A 17,704-nucleotide genomic window follows, 5' to 3' on the forward strand; every position below is an offset into this window, starting at 1 on the left:
ATTTACTTGGAAAATATTTAGTATTGTGGTAAATGTCATACCCCACAATATCATAACAGGAAATTACAGAGATTCTGTAGTTATTAATAGATAATTTACCTGATCTTCACAAAACCAGATGTGATTATCAATTTCTTTAAAATGTATCAATGTACAGGGTGTAAGGTTACTGACTTTTTGTTTTTTTTATTGTAAACATAACATTATAGAGTAGAACCCTGTTGCAACTGCTATGTTTCTAGCTCTGGTGACAGAAGTTGTTATTGGTGCCTAACACAAGAGTTTTGTATTGTAAACCTAAATTTTCAAACTTTGTCTTAATGAACACACCCAAAGTTTCCATACTGACCCATGATATCAGCGGTGGGACGTTTACAAACCTCTGCACAGATTTGGTACGAGGCTTTTTAGAACTTGGGGTAGACTCCGAATTGGTGATTTTGTATGCCAGTGATGCGGAGTTAGCTCGTTATCCTGAGATTCCCATTGTCCCGCTAAATGTCAAGCGAACAGCGTCCTCTCTGCCAGCAACGGTGCGTTACCTGCGGGAGCATCAACCAGATGTCTTGCTACCGATGCCCTGGTATTTTAATGTGGTGGCGGTTTTGGCGAGATTCTTATCTGGCGCGAAGACAAAAGTGATATTGGGAGAACATAACATTATTAGTTTGGAAGCTGGGATTGAACATCGAGATAAGCCACATTTGCGGTTTTTGCCAGTGGTGATGCGCTATGCTTACCCGCACGGAGATGGGTTAATCGGTGTTTCCAAGGATACAATTACCGACTTAGTGGAAACACTGAAAATAGGGGCGAATATTCCGATGCGGGTGGTTCTCAACCCGATTAATTTCGATCGCGTACAGCAGCGTTCTCAAGCTGCGATCGAGCATCCTTGGTTCCAAAATAATGATATCCCTGTAATTGTCACAGCCGCCCGTCTTGCCAAGCAAAAACAAATAGATGGTTTACTGCGGGCATTTGCTCAGGTAGTAAAAGTGATGCCAGCGAGACTGCTAGTTTTGGGGGAAGGGCCTTTGCGCGGGGAATTAGAATCTTTATGTCAAGAACTGGGAATTACAGATTCAGTTTGGCTCCCTGGTTACGATACCAATCCTTACCGCTACATGGCTGCTTGTGATGTGTTTGTTTTAGCATCAGCTTGGGAGGGTTGCCCCGTCGCTCTTCAGGAAGCAATGGCTTGTGGGGCGGCAGTAGTGGTGACAGATGCCCCAGGCGGCATGAAGGATATTGTAGAGTATGGCAAATCTGGTGTGTTAGTGAAAGCGGGCGATCCAGAGGCTTTGGCTCAGGGAATTTTACAACTGCTGACTCAACCAGAGTTAAAGCAACATTACCGGGAAATGGCAAAAGCGCGATCGCAAGATTTCCATTACCTAAACGCCAGTCAGCAATATCTCGACTTTTGCCAATCTGTTTTAGCATCCTCTTCCAAAAATCAGGAGATAGGTTAACGATGAAAGTTTTGTTATCAGCTTACGCTTGCGAACCTGGGCGAGGGACAGAACTGGGAGTTGGTTGGAACACTGCCTGGGAAATCGCCAAATCCCATGAAGTTTGGGTGTTGACTCGTCCTGATGATGGTCGAGAAGCGATCGAAGCAACCCTAGCACGTACTCCAAATCCTAATTTGCACTTCGTATATTTTACCCTGCCAATTCTAGGTGGAATGTGGCGATTCGGATCGATCGCTTTCTTAATCCACTATTATCTCTGGCAAGTTCAAGCATACTTTGTGGCTCGCGATCTACATCAAAAAATTGGCTTTGATGTTGCCCACCATGTCACCTTTGTCCGGCACTCCACCCCTAGTTTTTTGGTATTCTTACCGATCCCTTTCATTTGGGGACCTGTGGGCGGAGGAGAATCAGCCCCCGCTCCCTTCTGGCGTGACTTCAGCTTCAAAAACAAGGTTTATGAGGTGTTGCGAAGCTTTGCTCGTTGGGTGGGTGAGCGAGATCCTTTTGCTAGACTAACAGCCCAACGGAGTCGGGTTGTCCGAGTCACGACAGAAGACACAGCTGTTCGAGTTCGCGCAATGGGCGCAACTAACGTAGAAGTTTTTCCCGAAGCTAGTTTGACTCAGGAGGAAATCGATCGACTGATTAAATGTGGCACGACGAACCCCTCAGCAACCCGCTTCATTAGTATGGGAAGACTCTTGCACTGGAAGGGTTTTCACTTAGGGTTAAGGGCATTTGCCGCCGCTAAACTTCCTGATGCTGAGTATTGGGTATTGGGAGATGGCCCAGAACGTCAACGATTGGAAAACCTGGTTAAGGAGTTGGGCATCGAGCAACAGGTGAAATTTTGGAATCGGCTACCAAGAGATCAAGCTTTGGAGAAGCTAGGAAGTTCTACAGCGTTAGTGCATCCCAGTTTACACGATTCTGGTGGGTGGGTGTGTTTAGAAGCAATGGCGGCGGGACGACCTGTGATTTGTCTAGATTTGGGTGGGCCTTCCCTGCAAGTTACCTCAGAGACAGGGTTCAAAGTTGCAGCCCCCGATCCAGAGGAAGCGGTTCAAGGATTGGCAGCGGCGATGATTACTTTGGCAAAAGATCCCGATTTACAAGTTCGGATGGGGTTGGCAGGGCAGCACCGAATTAAGGATGTCTATAATTGGGAGACAAGGGGAGTCCTGATAAGTCGCCTCTACAAGGATTTGGTGGAAAACAAAACACCAGCAACTTAAAGTTAATACCCAAAAAAATAGGGTGGTTTTCCGCCACCCTTGCTATCAAAAACTAGCAATAAGGCCCGATTAATTCTTGTTCTGCTTCTAGCATTTTGACTAGGTGGCGATCGCCACTTCTTCTTGCTACTTGTAATCTATGTTCCAAACGACGGCAAATATTGCGGTTGTGAGTCTCTTCGAGTTGATCTGCTGGCGGTTGAGTAGAATTCGATCTAACTTTAGGCAGAACTCTATCTGCTGCTGGTGCTGCATAGCAAGCTTCTGCTGTAGCGCGAGGATTTGCACAGTAGCTAACGCCTCTATATTTTAAGTGCGGTGTGGCTTGCGGCACCGGAATATGTCTGGGATAGCGATAATTCCAAGCTTGACCCCGGTACATACCACCAATTTCACCTTCAGTCATTTCGAGGCTTGGTAAGTCTTTTTCATATTTAACACCGCGATAACTGAATTCCATAAATTGGGCCTCCATTTAAATAGTTATGTCAATCGGGGTTTTATAAAATCGCGATCCTTCGGGATCGCTTGCTTATATACCATAACGCTTTCTTCAGCGTTTTTGTTGTGATCTTCACCACAAAAAAGAAGTTTTTTTGTAAATTTCTGTATCATAAGTTACTATTTTTTGGTTTTTCAGCCCAAAGTTAGATTTCCCTGACATAGTTTATCTATATTTAGATAAGTCTTGTTGAATGGGGATTTGGATGACGAACTTTGTCTACCATCTGTTCAAACATTGCTGCTAGAGTACTAATTTCATCCCGAATTTTTCGCCCTTGCAAGTGAGAAAGTGTTTGATGATATTTTCCGGCACCGATTTGTTCAGTTGCCATTGCCAGTTTTGTAATCGGATTGGTAACAATACCTGAGATGAGATAGACCAAGATAAATAGAGAAATGTATGTAATTGAAAAGGCGATCGCCAAACTTTGTTGAATTCCCTGTTGTACCTCTATGACATGATCTGCCCGAAAATCAATTCCAATACCCCCAATCACTTTGCCTTGTTCAGTTTTAACAGGCCCATAAGCAGAAACCCAATATCCCCATTTGTCCTGGTAAGGAGTAAGGGTAATCGCTAAGTGGGATAAACCTTGATAGAGACGAGTTTTAGCAGGATCGGCAATGTAAGATTCCCGGAAACTCGTTGGTGATTCAGGATGAGAAATTCGTAAATAATCCCCAATAAACAGTATTTCGTAAGGCTTACTTCCAACAATGAAAGTATAGGGGTTGGCACGCGGTTCAATCTGATGAACTAGATTAAGCCACTGTTGATGTTTCTGATAAAGAAGATTAGCGAGTGGCAGAATTTGTCTTTCAGGGACTTTCACCTGTGCCAGAGTTTCAAATTCTTCTGCATCAATACCTTTAACTGCTCCCTTGAGCGTATCAACTAAGTCTTGCTCAATTCGCTGCATTGCTTTATCAGTTGAGTAGCGATAAAACCAACCGTAGGTGGCAACAGAAATAATACTGTACACAATAGTAAAACCCAGTAATAGCTTGAACCGCAAGCTAATAAAATGAATTCGCTTTACCTTGATATTTCCTGTAAGTTGCTGCATTTGTGTTAGAAATTTTACTTCTAACACCATTTTCCACCGACTCTGCTACACATTAGTGGGGGAGATGGGGGGATGGGGGGAACATAATTTAACTAACTAAGTAGGTGCAAATAAATAAAGTGAAAATAGTTATCTATCAATGGGGCAGGCAGGATGCCTACCCCACAAGATTTTCAGCTTTCTTGTGGGGTGGGCAGGAGAGCCCGACGAGAGTTTTACTTTATTTAGATCTACCTACTTACTTATTCAACTGGGCTCACCTCCTCTCCCCACCTCTTAACTAAGCTGGATGGAAATAAAAAGCTGCGCCCAAAACTGTGTAAGTTGCCAAAAGTAACGCACCTTCCAACCAATTAGAACGTCCATCTAAACTGATTAAATTGGCAACTGTCACTGCCACTGCAACCGCTACAACTTCAAAAGGATTAAAGTTGAGATCCATTGGTTGATGAATTACCAAACCTACTAAAACTAAAATTGGCGCTACTAACAATGCGACTAATAAACTAGAACCCATTGCCACTGAAACTGAGAGATCCATATTATTTTTGATCGCCACACCAACTGCGGTAACATATTCGGCAGCACCACCAACTAAAGGCAGGAGAATTACACCTGTAAACAAAGGAGTTAAACCTAAACCTGCGGTTGCCTCTTCCACTGCGCCGACAAAAATTTCCGATTCAAAAGCTACCCCAATTGTTGCTATTGCTAACACCCCTAACCATAACCACAAGTTTGGTTTGTGGGTAGTTTCTTCAGCTTCCGAAGTTTTACTAGTTTCGGAGTCTAATTCTACTAACCCGACATCATAAAGGTAGCTGTGAGTTTTGAGGGAAAACACTAAAGTTAAAGCATAAACTAATATTAATACTGCGGCGGCTGTAATGGAAAGATTGAGAATTGCAGATTCTTTCACGCCGTTGGATGTGTAAATTACCATTGTAGGTAGAAGAATTGCAATTACCGCTAAAGTCATTGTCGAACCATTTACTCTGGCGATTACTGGTTGAAATTCTTGTTCTTTGTAACGAAATCCTCCTAATAACATGGAAAGTCCCATTACTAGGAGTAAGTTGCTGACAATTGTTCCGGTAATGCTGGCTTTAACAATATCAACTAAACCGGATTTTAAGGCAACTATGGCAATAATTAATTCTGTGGCATTGCCAAATACGGCATTTAATAAAGCACCAATAGAAGGGCCAGAAATTACAGCTACTTCTTCTGTTGCCGTGCTTAACCAAATTGCCAAGGGTACGATGCCTAAAGCGGAAGTGATGAAAATTACTAAAGAATTCCATTCTAAATATTTAGCTGCTAGGGAGATGGGGATGAAAATTAACAAAGCGTAGGAAAGTATTTTTCTGAGTGACATGGTAAATTTGGCGATCGCTAATATAAATTTACTTCTGTCAGCATATCACCCCATATTAATTAAGTCAGCTAGATGTAATTATTTATATTTGTAAAATTCTTAAAGTAATCAGGAGATTTTTTTATCAAACTAGATTATCAACTGTCTTGACTAAAATTTATTTGCTCAACTTTAGTATTTAATCGCACTTGAGAAAAAAGTCGATAATTTTCCCCTGTAATTATTGATTCACTATTTCCCTGTTCATCTAACTTGACTAAATTGTATTCTACATCTTCTGTGTAAATTGTAAAGGCAATGTTGAAAATTTCCACGAAGTTAATTACCCACTGGCATTCCTGTTCTGGCAATTTTTTATAATGTCGAATCAAATCAGCAATGCAAGTGTCTAAATGAGTTCGAGAATGGGGACAAATTAAGACGATTTTTAACAAGAGAATTATTAAGGTAATTGTTTTCTTTTGAGATAATAATAAAACAAATAATTCTGAGGGATATTCTTGATATGTAATTGTTAAATCGTCAATTAAAGATTGACAAGTTTTGATTAAGAATAGGCGATTAATTTTTTCTGCTTCATATTCCGGGTGAAGGGATTTTAGCTTTTCAGTTAACTTATTGCTAATAATGGTATTAACTGGGGTTTCGGCAAAGCAAAAGGTTAAATATTTATGTAAGCTTAATTTAAATTGTTTGTAGTTGAGATTATGAGTTTGTCTGAGGAACATTCTAGCTAATTCATTGTATTTTAATTCACCTTGTCTAGCGACTAAATTTTTAATTACATCTACTAGTTTTTCTCCTAAACTAGTGGGATTTGTAGAAGGATTTTCTTTAGCTACAGGGGAAATAGAACGAGCCGTGTACATAGCTAAATCAAGTTTAAATTTTTCTCGCAATTGTTTAGCTAATGTTTTGGCAGCTTGTCGTTGTTCTACTGGGTTATTGGATTCTATATATTGGGGAACTAGGAGATAGGAGGTATAGCGATCGCTCCAATGTTGCGCCTTATCTGAATCATACCGAAATGCAAAAACCTTTAAATCTTCAAAATCTTTGCTATTTACAAAGTTATTCATCCAGTTACTAATTCGGTAAAGTTTTAAAGGTACAGCATGATGACTGATTCTTTTAGGAAATATGTCTACTAAATGACGAATTGCTTGATGCTGTCTAGTGGAATCCCAGTTATTGATTAAAATATAACAGCAACGTTTCAAGGTATTGATAAACTCGGTTTCATTATTAGCTAGAACTATTCTATAAAGAGCTTGTAAAGGTTCTGAATTTACATCATACACAGGCTCAATAAACATTTTTCTAAACTCTTGTAAAACCACTTCTGGAGAACTTCTCCTCACTAATTTGAAAAGAAAATTATAGATAGTTTGCTGATCTTCTTGAAGACTGCGGCGTGCTTGCCTATTTAACTCTGGAGATGAAATTAACGTTACCAACTCATCTTTTACAGAATTGCCCCTAAATTGAGTGTTTTGATGCTTAATTGTCGTCATATTACTAATGCACCTTCTAAATATCTGGTAATTCACGAATATTCAGTCAATAAAGTTAGCATTTCAATCTCAGCCATATCCAATATATCTACCATGCTCCAACAATTGCAAACTATCTGGAGTAGTGATTACTGTGATTTGTATGACTGCGGATTTGCCATATTATTCCCCACAATCTTAGCTTTATCTGATCGGTCGTCAAGGGGAGATTGACAAAGGGGGGCAATAAGTCAAAAAATATACTTTGCATTCCCGAATAAATAAGTAAATATTGTTGTTATTCAGAGTAAAAAAATGAGATTGTCTAAGGAAGATGTTTTAATTCTTACTTAGGCAATCTCGTTATAGTTAAATGCGATCGCTAACTACCATATTTCACGCTGCAACCATAAGGCTGAGTGACAGAATTAGTTACTGGTTTACCGCTAATTAAAGAATTTACAGCATCACGAACGTAATTATCTGCTTTGGGAATATCTGCGGGATCGGGGGAAGGAATGCTGTCGATCGCACCCATGTATCCAATGTTGCCATCTTTACCAATTACAAAGATGTGGGGTGTAGTACGCGCACCATATTGTTTGCCAATTTTACCTTCTGGATCGAGGATCACTGCGGTGGGTGCAGCATTGCGGCTTTTAGTTAATTCATTCGCTTGACTAGCACTAACATATCCTTGCATTCCGCGCGCAGATGAAATAATAGAAATCCAAACTGCACCTTTGCCAGTGAGTTCTTTTTGCAGTTTTTGCATATTACCAGAACCGTAGTGTTTGCGGACAAAAGGACAGTCGTGATTTGTCCATTCCAAAACTACAACTTTGCCTTTAAAATCGGTTAAACGGTGAGTTTTGCCGTTAGTATCTGCGGCGACGAAATTAGGTGCAGGATTATCCACACGGGCAGCTGCTACTCTGATTTCAGATGATGATTGAATACCATTTTTGTTGGCGGTATTTGTCAAGTTTCCCGCATTGGAAATAGCGCCATTAGAAGCAGTTAAAAGCAGAAAAACTCCGGTGGTGATACCTAATAAACTTTTAGTTGCTTTCATTGTGGTTGATTCTCCTTGGGAAAGTAATGTTAAATTTGATTTAGGGTATTACGGATGATATCAGGAGTTAAGATTTGTGGTAACACAATTGGTTCCTGAGATTTTGTACCAGAAGGATACAACACATAAAGGGGAACTCCACTGCGCCCAAAACTACTTAATGCTTTTGTAATTGTAGGGTTACGATTTGTCCAATCTGCTTTCATCAATGTGACACCTTTTTGTTGAAAAGCTTGTTGTACTTCTGGTTGACTGAGGGCAACTCGTTCGTTGACTAAGCAGGTGATGCACCAAGAGGCAGAAAAGTTGACAAATACAGGTTTACCAGATTGGCGAATTTCCGTCAATTTTTCGACGGTGTAAGGTTGCCAAATTGAATTTTGGCTAGTTTGTTGGGCGGTTTTGAGGGTGGAATTTCCGGCGAGTGGTGCTAAAGTGAGGGCGAGTGCGATCGCAACTAACGCCCCAAAAATTCCAACTTTTCGCCAAATTTTCCCCGATGTTTGGGTTTTTTGATACAACCAAGCGGCGAAACCAATTAATACAAAACCAGTTAAAACCGCTGCTAAACCATCACTTCCAGTTTGTTGCGTTAATACCCAAACTAACCAAGCAGCAGCGCCATACATGGGGAAGGCGAGAAACTGGGAAAATGTTTCCATCCAAGCGCCTGGTTTTGGTAATTTGCGGCGCAAAGCTGGCACAAAACAAATGATTAAATAAGGTAGTGCTAAACCAAATCCTAAAACTAATAAAATGGCTATAGCAATAGGTGGAGATTGAGTTAGTGCAACTCCGATCGCAGTTGCCATAAATGGCGCACTACAAGGAGTTGCCATTACTGTGGCAAAAACTCCGGTAAAAAATTCGCCTGTGTAGCCATTTTTTGCCGCTAAATTTTGTCCAATTCCCATTAAAGAAGCGCCAAAAACGAAAACTCCCGAAAGATTTAAACCAACAGCAAATAATATGTAAGCTAACAGCATGACGATGATTGGAGATTGCAGTTGAAAACCCCAACCAATTTGTTGTCCAAGGGATCTTAGGGTGAGAAGTGCGATCGCTAAAACCGCAAAACTAACTAACACTCCCGCAGTAAAAGCAATGCCACTAATCCGCGCTTCTTTAGCACTTTTTTGAGCAGTTTGGGCAATACTTAAAGCCTTCAAAGATAAAACAGGAAATACACAAGGCATTAAGTTAAGAATTATCCCACCTATTAAAGCGAAAAACATGGCTTGCCAAACAGAAATACTGTTGGTTGTAGCTGCTGCTTTTAGTGGTGTTGATGCTGTTGCGCCGATTTTTGCTTGAATATTAAAAGCTTGAGTTACCGATTGATTATCCAGCTTTTCTTGAATTACCAAAACCCCATCAACACTAGCGAGTTTGGGTTGATAACCTCTTTCTAAATTCAGAGTTAACCCATCTTTGGTAAAATTGAGTTTTTGGGGTGCGGGGTTGTTAATTACTCCGTCTTTGAAAGGAAAGAAAGTTACTGCTTGAATTTGCCCAGATTGTAATTCTGGGGCGTTAACTGCGATCGTTAAATTGGTATCATTTGCTGTGGCGGTAGTTTGCCAAGGTGCAGGTTTAGGAATTGCTTGGCGAGTTTTGGCAAATGCTGTTACCCATCTTTCATCTTTAGCAGGAGTTGTAGTGGTAATGGGTAAAGTTAAACTGATGTTAGCACTTTCTGGAATACAGTCTTTTTCGCAAACTAACCAATCAGCTTTACCACGTAATAAAATGGGTTTATTTGTGGGTAAATTAGCTGGGGGGGTGATTTGAGTTAATAGATAAACTTCGTTTTCGTAGCCAAAATTTACTAATGGGCCAAATGGTAATCTTTCTGGGTGAGGCCATACTATTTTTCCAGCTTTAAATCCGCTTGGCAACTGCCAATTAATTTTAGGAATTGAACCTGAGTCGCCGGGATTTTGCCAATAGGTATGCCAACCTGGGCGAATTTTCATTTGTAGTGCTACCCAGAAAGGTTTTCCCGGTTGAATTGCTTTATTTTCGCTAATTAATTGTACTTGAACGTTGTTAGTTTTGACTGGGTTAGTTGCGGCTAAAGCGTTGGGTATTCCTAGTAAATTCCAGGCTAAGAACAGAGTTGCTGTGCAAATAATCAGCCATTTTTGGATTCTGTGTATGATGGGTTTCATGAGGTAATGAGGAGTTGTTGGTTGTTCTAATTTACACAAGTTTGCTGGAATGTAAGGATAAAAATCAATTTTAACATTGTGGTAAAACTGCCCAATCTTGGATTTTTGTAAACGCTCCAGACGCAGAGGACACAGAGGAATTGGAGGAGGTTTGAGAATGAAGGAAATTAGGAAAGTGAGTGGTTGGTTTTTTGGTTTGAGTTTTTTCTTTGTTAGTACCCTATTTTTTGTGATTATTCCTGAGATTATACAACCTCTTTTCAGAGAATTTTTGGGATTGCCTGCTGAGAGTTTGCAACCAACTGGTGAGATTCCAATTAGTGTTCGTTATTTGTTTAAAAATAAGTTTTCTCCGGGTAACGTGGCGGTGGGTGTGGCAGAGGGAAATTTGACTCCTCAGTGTCGGGCGACTACGATTTATCAAGGGCATATCGATCCGGGTAATTTTGCTGTAAATCGGGGTTTTTGTAGTTGGAATAAGTCTACTCAAATCTCGGTTGAGGAAGCGGATTTTTTCTGTTTAAATGCGTTGTTAATACAATCTGTTTTTACTGAGAATAATCTTTTTGATTTGGGGTTAAATCCGAGGGTTAATCGAAAGGCGATCGTCATGGGTGCAGATTTATGGAATCAGTCTAACTCGGCGGGCCCAAATTTTGCCCAAAAGTTTAAAATTGCTGTTTTAGAAAAAGGTTTAATTGGTGAAAAAGCATATATTTGGGCTAGGGTAGAAAGTTTTCGCAATTCTCAAGGTGAATTAGATGCTAGCGGTTTGTTTGGCATTTGTAGACGGGAGGAATATTATAAAAAACAGTTGGCAGGATTGGTTCCTTTGAGTGAAGAATGGCGCTGGAATTGTATAGCCTTGGATCAAGGAAGGCGTGTTAGGGAAGTGTTGAAGGTTTTGCAGTCTCCAGGTTGTAAAAGTTAGGTTTATATAAAAATTATTGAAATTATTAACTATATAATGTATTGTATTTGATTATTTCACTAACTGGGTTGTTCTAATGAAAAAATTGCTACGACTTTCATTTGTAGTACTATTTACTGCGTTAATGCTAATATTGGGCAATTCTGTGCTAGAAAAATCTGTAACTGCACAGGAAGTTATATCTATTCTCACAGCTGGTAACAATAGTTTCTATTATCAAGCTGCTACTGAATTGCAAAACAGTCTCAAAGGTAGCGGATTTTCTCTCAATATTAAGGAATCTTCTGGTTCATCAGAAAATCTGGAACAATTAGGAAAAGGTGCTTCTGATTTAGCATTTGCTCAACAAGATGCGATGTTACTACTTCGCAATTTAACCGATCAAAATTTAGCTCAATTGGCAAATAATATTAATGTTTTTGCTCCGATAAATAATGAAGCTATTCACATACTTGTCAATCCTGCTTCTAAGATCAAAAATGTGAAAGATTTAGCTGGTAAACGAGTAGCAGTGGGACCTGAAAAATCAGGAACTTATATTAGTGCAGTTTTGATTTATCAAATTAGTGATTTGGATGTAACTACTGAACAAATTATCCCAATGGAAGTTTCAGAAGGTATTGAAAAGGTAAGTAAGGGAGAACTTGATGCAGCTTTTTACACTGCTGTTGTTGGCGCACCTTTACTCAAACAAATTAATGCTCAACAAGGCAAAAAACTTAAATTACTTGCGATCGATCGACAATTTTTCCAAGAGAATCAAAAAGAGTTAGGGGCAGATACTGTTTCCTATTCACCGATCAAAATTCCAGCAAAAACTTATCCTTGGCAAGACCAAGAAGTTGATACTATTTCCACTTCTTCTTTTCTTTATATCAACAAATCTCTGGAACCCCAAAAAGCTTACAATTTAGCTAAAGCTGTTTATCCTAAAGGCGCGACTTTAAAAGGTAAAGATACTTTTTGGAATCAGTTTAGTATTGCCAAAGCCAAAAGTCAGGTTAAAGCCGGATTAAATTATCATCCGGGAGTGAAAAAGTTTTTAGAAGAATCTTAATTGGTAGGATGAATTTAGTTAAAGGTAATTTCCGATTAAACTGTGGTTTTTAATTCAGAAATTGCCTTTAATACCTGTTCCATTTGTTCAGGAGTGTTATAAATTCCCGGAGTTAGGCGGGCGTGGGATGGAGAATAGGGCGTTTTAGTGGCAATAATATTACGTTGTCGCAGTTGTTCTACTACTTGCGCTGGAGTCATTCCATTAATATCAAAACAGACAATTCCCGCAGAAAGATTTTGACTCATTGGAGTGTAAAGAATGACGTGAGACATTTTCGCCAATCCCTCTTTTAATTGTTGGCTAAGTTTATGAATATGTGCGGTAATTTGGGCTTTTCCTAATTGTTGATGGAATTCAAAAGCTTGCGCCATCGCCCATAAATGTTCAAAGGGTTTGTAACCTCCAGGTGACATTAAACCACCCCAACCTGCACCTCTAGAAAAGCTGGGAATTGTCGGAGTAACTGCTGCTTGAGAGCGAGGATTTCCCCAAATTATTCCTGTACCACGAGGCGCGAACATCCATTTATGAGTTCCGGCGCTAAAGAAATCACAATTTAAGTCATTCATGGTGACATTTTCTACACCGAAACCATGCACTCCATCAACGAAAAAAATTATGCGATCGCTCTCTCCTCGATTAGAATTAATCTCAGCTAATCTATCCGCAATTTGCCTAACTGGTACTTTTAATCCAGTGCTAGAATGCACCCAAGTTGCTGTTACTAACCTTGTTTGAGGACGAATTGCCTTAATTAAACTATCAACTATTTCTGCTTCCGAAACAGTGTTAAGGTCTCGAAACAGCGGAATTGTTTGAATTGTTGCGCCAGTTCTCGCCGCTTTGTAACGCAAAGATTCACGAGTTGAATAATAATCAGATTCGCTGATGAGCATTTCTTGATCTGGGCGAATCTCCAACCCATTAATTACTAATCCCGTTCCCATTGTGGTACTGTCGGTAATAGCAATATCATTCGGTTGTACAGCCATATAATTTGCCGCAGCTTGGCGTACTGCTGCTGCTAAACGAGGACTATTTTCTTGTACATAAACGGCAGGATTTTCATTAAGGGCGCTACGATGTGCTTCAATTGCATTGTGAACTGGTAAAGGATGGGAAGCAATTAAAAGTCCCGCAACATGAATATAATTAGGGTCAAGATTGAAGTAACTGCGAACATTTCCCCAACTGACAAAACTTTCTGCTGCTGAGGTCTTATCACTGTGAATGCTGTTAGCAAGAGTAGTGACAGTTGCGCCTAACCCTGCGGAAAAAAGGAAATTTCTGCGACTCCAAGGCATAGATAGTACCTGTAATTAATTATTTGTTAGTTTAGCTGTTTTAAAGATTTTTTTAAACCACGAAGACACGAAGGACACGAAAGAAAGAGAAAGAAAGAAAAACTGTTGGATAAATAATTTAGGACTGTTATAGTAAATCAAACAAAATCCTCTTCCTTCTTCTTCCTTCGTGTCCTTCGTGTCTTCGTGGTTCAAAAAAAATCTTATTTACAAATTAAATAAGATAGCTTTAGGAAGAATAAACTTTCGCACCTAAAGCTTTTAGTGTAGCTTTTTCTGCTTCATTTAACCCAGTAATTCCGGTAATATTCATCCCTTCATAAGGTCTTTTTGCCTGTAAAGTTCTTAAACATTCACCTGTTTGCACATCCCAAATTTTAATAGTTCCGTCGGCGCTGCCACTGGCGATCGCATTTCCCCCAACAGAAAAAGCAAGTGAACGTATTTGATTGGTATGTCCTGGCAAAACTTTTATACATTCACCTGTATCAACATCCCAAATTCTCACTGTTTGATCGGTACTAGCACTAGCAATTACTTTACCATCAGGACTAAATCTTACCCCAAATATTTGATTAGTATGCCCGTGAAAAACTTTTAAAGCTTCTCCGCTATTTATATCCCATATTCTGACAGTTTGATCGCTGCTACTACTAGCTAATAATTTACCATCTGGACTGAAAACTGCCGACCAAACCCAATTAGTATGACCGGAAAAAGTTTTCAAACATTCACCTGTATTGGCATCCAAAATTTTCACTATTTTATCTAAACTACCACTAGCCAATTTTTGACCATCGGGACTCCAAGAAACTGACCAAATCCAATTTGTGTGTACCTGCCAATCTTTGACACATTTATTAGTAGCAACCTGCCAAATTTTAATAGTTTGATCCATACTGCTAGTAGCTAAATATTGACCATCGGGGCTAAAAGCTACAGAAGTTACCCAGCTAGTATGTCCCGACAAATTGTGTAAGCATTCACCTGTATTAACATCCCAAATTCTAATCTGACAATCAGCACTACCACTAACCATAATTTTACCGTTAGGACTGAAAGCAAGACACACCATCCAACTAGTATATTTCTTTTGCAAAGTTTTCAGACATTCACCTGTATGATAATTCCAAATTCTAATAGTTGAATCTGTGCCACAACTAGCTAACATTTCATCATTGGGACTAAAACAAACTGACCAAATTTGAATAGCATAACCTTGGAAACATCTTAATAGTTGACCTGTTTGCACATCCCAGAGTTTCATTGTTTGATCTTCACTACCACTAGCGATCGTTCTCCCATCAGGACTAAAAGCAACTGACCAAATTAAGTTAGTATGGGCGCGGAAAGTTTTCAAACATTGACCTGTTTCAACTTGCCAGATTTTGATTGTGCGATCGCCACTACCACTAGCAAGACTTTTTCCATCAGGACTAAAAGCAACTGACCAAACTTGTCCCTGATGTCCTTGCAAAATTTTTAAACACTCACCTGTATTAACATCCCAAATTCTAACAGTTTGGTCGTGACTACCACTAGCAATTAATTTACCATTTGGATGAAAGTCGATCGTCCAAACTTGTCCCTGATGTCCTGTTAAAACTTTCAATAGTCCACCAGTCTTAATATCCCAAATTCTCATAGTTTGGTCGGCACTACCACTGGCGACTAATTGACCATTAGGACTAATAGCAACAGTACGGTTTTGATTAGTATTTCCCGAAAAAGTATGCAAACAATTTCCTGTATTAATATCCCAAATTTTCACAGTAGCATCTCCACTACTAGTAGCGAGAAGTTGACCATCAGGACTAAAAGAAACGGACAAAATTACACTTGTATGACCCTGTAAAATTCGTAAACACTCGCCTGTAGAAACGTCCCAAATTCTAATAGTTTGGTCTTCACCACAACTAGCAATTATCTGACCTGAAGGACTAAAATCTATTGACCAAACCCAGCTACTATGTCCTTTCAATGTTAATAAAGGTTGACAAAAATTACTTGCAGAATTGAGAGCACGATCGAGCGACCAAAGATAAAGTTCGCCTGTAGCATCGCCACTCGCCACTAGTTTACCATTAGGACTAAAATCAACAGATACAATACTGCCGAAAGCTTGATTAAAAATTGATTTATGAAAGTTACAATTGCTGAAATTAACGTTGTGCAAATTGACATCTAAAAGATAAGCTTGGCAAAATTCTAAATTAGAAAAATCATAACTTGTTAAATCAGTTTCTAAGTGACGAAACAGGTTAATTAGATTTCCACAACTATAACCGAATGAGCCTTTTTCGTGAGATTTTAATAATTCAAGAATTTGCTTTAAGAGTTGTTCTACTGCTGTTTTACTAGTTAAATAGGTAGAAAGTTTATTAACAACTGGTTCTAAGATGAGGCGAATTTGGCTTTCTCCAATGTAATCTTTGACGTTGGTTTTTAGCAGTGCATAATTAATGAATAGCGAGAGTTTTTTGGTGAGGAGTTCTTCAGCTATGCTTTCGGTTAGGCGATCGCTAACATACTCCATAACTACAGGTTGTTGAGTATAGCTACCTGATTGTTTTTCAATTAAGTTACGCCAACTTAAAGCTTCCAATGTTTCCAACAATTTAGCGCGAGAAATAGGCGGTAAAATATCTTCGTATAACTCGGAAACAGTCGTCCATTCTCGATTAATTGCCAACCAATACATGACCGTTTGTTCGTTAGCAGAAAGACGGCTAAATTGCTGATCCAAAAGCCGACGCACACCATTAAAAAGGGGTGTATCTTGGGCTAAAAATTCGCTGATATTGCCATCAAATAAGTCTTGAATCGAAGTAGAAACAATTTTTAAAGCTAAAGGATTTCCCCCATAGCATTCAATCAATCTTTGTTTATCAGCATCGGAACCAAATAAACCTTTAGCAGTAAATAATTGTTCCGCTTCTGCTTGCAATCCATTTAATCTAAAGGAACGTACTGCTAATTCTACTCCTTCAAAGGTAGCAATTTCAGCAGGTTTTTCCCGACTAGTAAGAATTACACAACTTGAATGTGGAGTTTCCCCAATTACTTGCAGCAATTCGCCATAATTTTCATACCCCGATCGATAATATCCAGCCCGATTAGCATTTAAAATTGTTTCTAAATTATCCAAAATGACCAAACAACGATGAGAACGCAAATATTGCATCAATCGACATAATTCTGCTTTGTTATCCTGCTGATTGGAGAGAAACAAAACTAACTCATTCAGCAAATTTTCTAAAGGTGGTGCATTGCGAAGACTGCGCCAAATTATATAATCAAATTCATCTTTAATTTGCTGGGCTAACTTTACTGATAAAGCAGTTTTTCCGATGCCTCCCATTCCTAATAAACAAATTAATCGGCATTTATCTTGTAAAATCCATTGCGATAATGTGGATAATTCAGGATTTCGACCATAAAAAATAGACACATCAATTGCTTCGCCCCAATCTTGACGGGGATTGTTGACAGGAGAATCTGTTACTATTGGTGTGGTTAAAAGCGATCGCCATTTCCGTTCTAAAGCTGGTCGAAAATTGCTTTTACTCACTTCCTCACCCAACGCTTCCGAAAGCAATTTCCACAATTTTGGCCCAATATCTCGCTTCAGATAACTGACAGAATAGCTACTAACATCGGAAATTTGTTCATAAGTTTGACCTTGCCAAGAACCTCGTAAAATGGCAATTTCTACCTCTGTTAATCTCCTACCGACGCTAATAAAAAACGCCTCATCTGCAACTTTTAAGCCTTCCTCAAATTCCATCATGGGTCGAGGATTTCCATAATTACGGTTTACTCAGACCTTGCACCAAGAGGCAGAACCTCCATTCTTCGTTCCCAGGTTGAACCTGGGAACGAGGATCTCGGAGGTTCTACCTCCAGGAGTGCAAGATCTGAGTTTACATGGTCGTACCGTAATTATCGCTAAAAGTTGAGTTGAGGCGCAAACTTATTTGATTAATGATTAGATTGGCGATCGCA

At 39.4% G+C, this 17,704-nt stretch carries 12 protein-coding genes; 4 read left to right on the plus strand and 8 right to left on the minus strand.

Annotation, left to right across the window (positions count from 1 at the left end):
* Nucleotides 1–320: 320 nt before the first annotated feature.
* Together ACE1CI_RS10645 and ACE1CI_RS10650 are read left to right on the plus strand one after the other, a co-directional pair.
* The gene (locus tag ACE1CI_RS10645; RefSeq protein ID WP_413263722.1) at nt 321–1,475 is read left to right on the plus strand and encodes a glycosyltransferase; all 1,155 of its coding nucleotides are present in this window, start codon (nt 321–323) and stop codon (nt 1,473–1,475) included.
* 2 nt (nt 1,476–1,477) lie between these two features.
* Nucleotides 1,478–2,716 (plus strand): glycosyltransferase, encoded by a 1,239-nt coding sequence (locus ACE1CI_RS10650; RefSeq protein WP_413263721.1) that lies wholly within the window; start codon nt 1,478–1,480, stop codon nt 2,714–2,716.
* A gap of 52 nt (nt 2,717–2,768) precedes the next feature.
* Here the strand turns inward: ACE1CI_RS10650 and pirA are convergent, their stop codons facing one another.
* From pirA to ACE1CI_RS10680, 6 genes are all read right to left on the minus strand, one after another.
* Nucleotides 2,769–3,176, minus strand: a complete 408-nt coding sequence (gene pirA, locus ACE1CI_RS10655) for an arginine synthesis PII-interacting regulator PirA (protein ID WP_413263720.1) — start codon at nt 3,174–3,176, stop codon at nt 2,769–2,771.
* A gap of 217 nt (nt 3,177–3,393) precedes the next feature.
* On the minus strand, nt 3,394–4,317 hold the full coding sequence (locus ACE1CI_RS10660) for a hypothetical protein (RefSeq protein WP_413263719.1): 924 nt from the start codon (nt 4,315–4,317) through the stop codon (nt 3,394–3,396).
* Nucleotides 4,318–4,567: 250 nt separating this feature from the next.
* Entirely contained in the window at nt 4,568–5,665 is a 1,098-nt protein-coding gene (gene cax, locus ACE1CI_RS10665) for a calcium/proton exchanger (protein WP_413263718.1), read from the minus strand.
* A 137-nt stretch (nt 5,666–5,802) separates the two neighbouring features.
* Nucleotides 5,803–7,179 (minus strand): Sll1247 family protein, encoded by a 1,377-nt coding sequence (locus ACE1CI_RS10670; protein WP_413263717.1) that lies wholly within the window; start codon nt 7,177–7,179, stop codon nt 5,803–5,805.
* A gap of 361 nt (nt 7,180–7,540) precedes the next feature.
* Nucleotides 7,541–8,233 (minus strand): redoxin domain-containing protein, encoded by a 693-nt coding sequence (locus tag ACE1CI_RS10675; RefSeq protein WP_413263716.1) that lies wholly within the window; start codon nt 8,231–8,233, stop codon nt 7,541–7,543.
* Between the two features lie 29 nt (nt 8,234–8,262).
* On the minus strand, nt 8,263–10,404 hold the full coding sequence (locus ACE1CI_RS10680) for a protein-disulfide reductase DsbD family protein (protein ID WP_413263715.1): 2,142 nt from the start codon (nt 10,402–10,404) through the stop codon (nt 8,263–8,265).
* Nucleotides 10,405–10,561: 157 nt separating this feature from the next.
* Here ACE1CI_RS10680 and ACE1CI_RS10685 point away from each other — a divergent pair, with 157 nt between their 5' ends.
* Nucleotides 10,562–11,335 (plus strand): hypothetical protein, encoded by a 774-nt coding sequence (locus ACE1CI_RS10685; protein WP_413263714.1) that lies wholly within the window; start codon nt 10,562–10,564, stop codon nt 11,333–11,335.
* Nucleotides 11,336–11,411: 76 nt separating this feature from the next.
* Nucleotides 11,412–12,392 carry a TAXI family TRAP transporter solute-binding subunit gene (locus ACE1CI_RS10690; protein WP_413263713.1) on the plus strand — a complete coding sequence of 327 codons (981 nt, stop codon included), beginning with the start codon at nt 11,412–11,414 and terminating at the stop codon, nt 12,390–12,392.
* A gap of 35 nt (nt 12,393–12,427) precedes the next feature.
* Here the strand turns inward: ACE1CI_RS10690 and ACE1CI_RS10695 are convergent, their stop codons facing one another.
* Both ACE1CI_RS10695 and ACE1CI_RS10700 read right to left on the minus strand, forming a co-directional pair.
* On the minus strand, nt 12,428–13,699 hold the full coding sequence (locus ACE1CI_RS10695; RefSeq protein WP_413263712.1) for an aminotransferase class V-fold PLP-dependent enzyme: 1,272 nt from the start codon (nt 13,697–13,699) through the stop codon (nt 12,428–12,430).
* Between the two features lie 229 nt (nt 13,700–13,928).
* A complete protein-coding gene (locus tag ACE1CI_RS10700) occupies nt 13,929–17,489 on the minus strand; it encodes a WD40 domain-containing protein (protein ID WP_413263711.1) in 3,561 nt (1,186 codons plus the stop codon).
* Nucleotides 17,490–17,704 lie beyond the last annotated feature (215 nt).

This window comes from Floridaenema flaviceps BLCC-F50, assembly GCF_041929275.2.
Taxonomy (GTDB): domain Bacteria; phylum Cyanobacteriota; class Cyanobacteriia; order Cyanobacteriales; family Aerosakkonemataceae; genus Floridanema; species Floridanema flaviceps.

Coding starts and splice junctions, on each gene's coding strand:
- ACE1CI_RS10700 (WP_413263711.1), bottom strand. CDS start 17,489: ATGATGGAATTTGAGGAAGGCTTAAAAGTTGCAGATGAGGCGTTTTTT.
- ACE1CI_RS10645 (WP_413263722.1), top strand. CDS start 321: ATGAACACACCCAAAGTTTCCATACTGACCCATGATATCAGCGGTGGG.
- ACE1CI_RS10675 (WP_413263716.1), bottom strand. CDS start 8,233: ATGAAAGCAACTAAAAGTTTATTAGGTATCACCACCGGAGTTTTTCTG.
- ACE1CI_RS10650 (WP_413263721.1), top strand. CDS start 1,478: ATGAAAGTTTTGTTATCAGCTTACGCTTGCGAACCTGGGCGAGGGACA.
- ACE1CI_RS10670 (WP_413263717.1), bottom strand. CDS start 7,179: ATGACGACAATTAAGCATCAAAACACTCAATTTAGGGGCAATTCTGTA.
- ACE1CI_RS10695 (WP_413263712.1), bottom strand. CDS start 13,699: ATGCCTTGGAGTCGCAGAAATTTCCTTTTTTCCGCAGGGTTAGGCGCA.
- ACE1CI_RS10685 (WP_413263714.1), top strand. CDS start 10,562: ATGAAGGAAATTAGGAAAGTGAGTGGTTGGTTTTTTGGTTTGAGTTTT.
- cax (WP_413263718.1), bottom strand. CDS start 5,665: ATGTCACTCAGAAAAATACTTTCCTACGCTTTGTTAATTTTCATCCCC.
- ACE1CI_RS10660 (WP_413263719.1), bottom strand. CDS start 4,317: ATGGTGTTAGAAGTAAAATTTCTAACACAAATGCAGCAACTTACAGGA.
- ACE1CI_RS10690 (WP_413263713.1), top strand. CDS start 11,412: ATGAAAAAATTGCTACGACTTTCATTTGTAGTACTATTTACTGCGTTA.
- ACE1CI_RS10680 (WP_413263715.1), bottom strand. CDS start 10,404: ATGAAACCCATCATACACAGAATCCAAAAATGGCTGATTATTTGCACA.
- pirA (WP_413263720.1), bottom strand. CDS start 3,176: ATGGAATTCAGTTATCGCGGTGTTAAATATGAAAAAGACTTACCAAGC.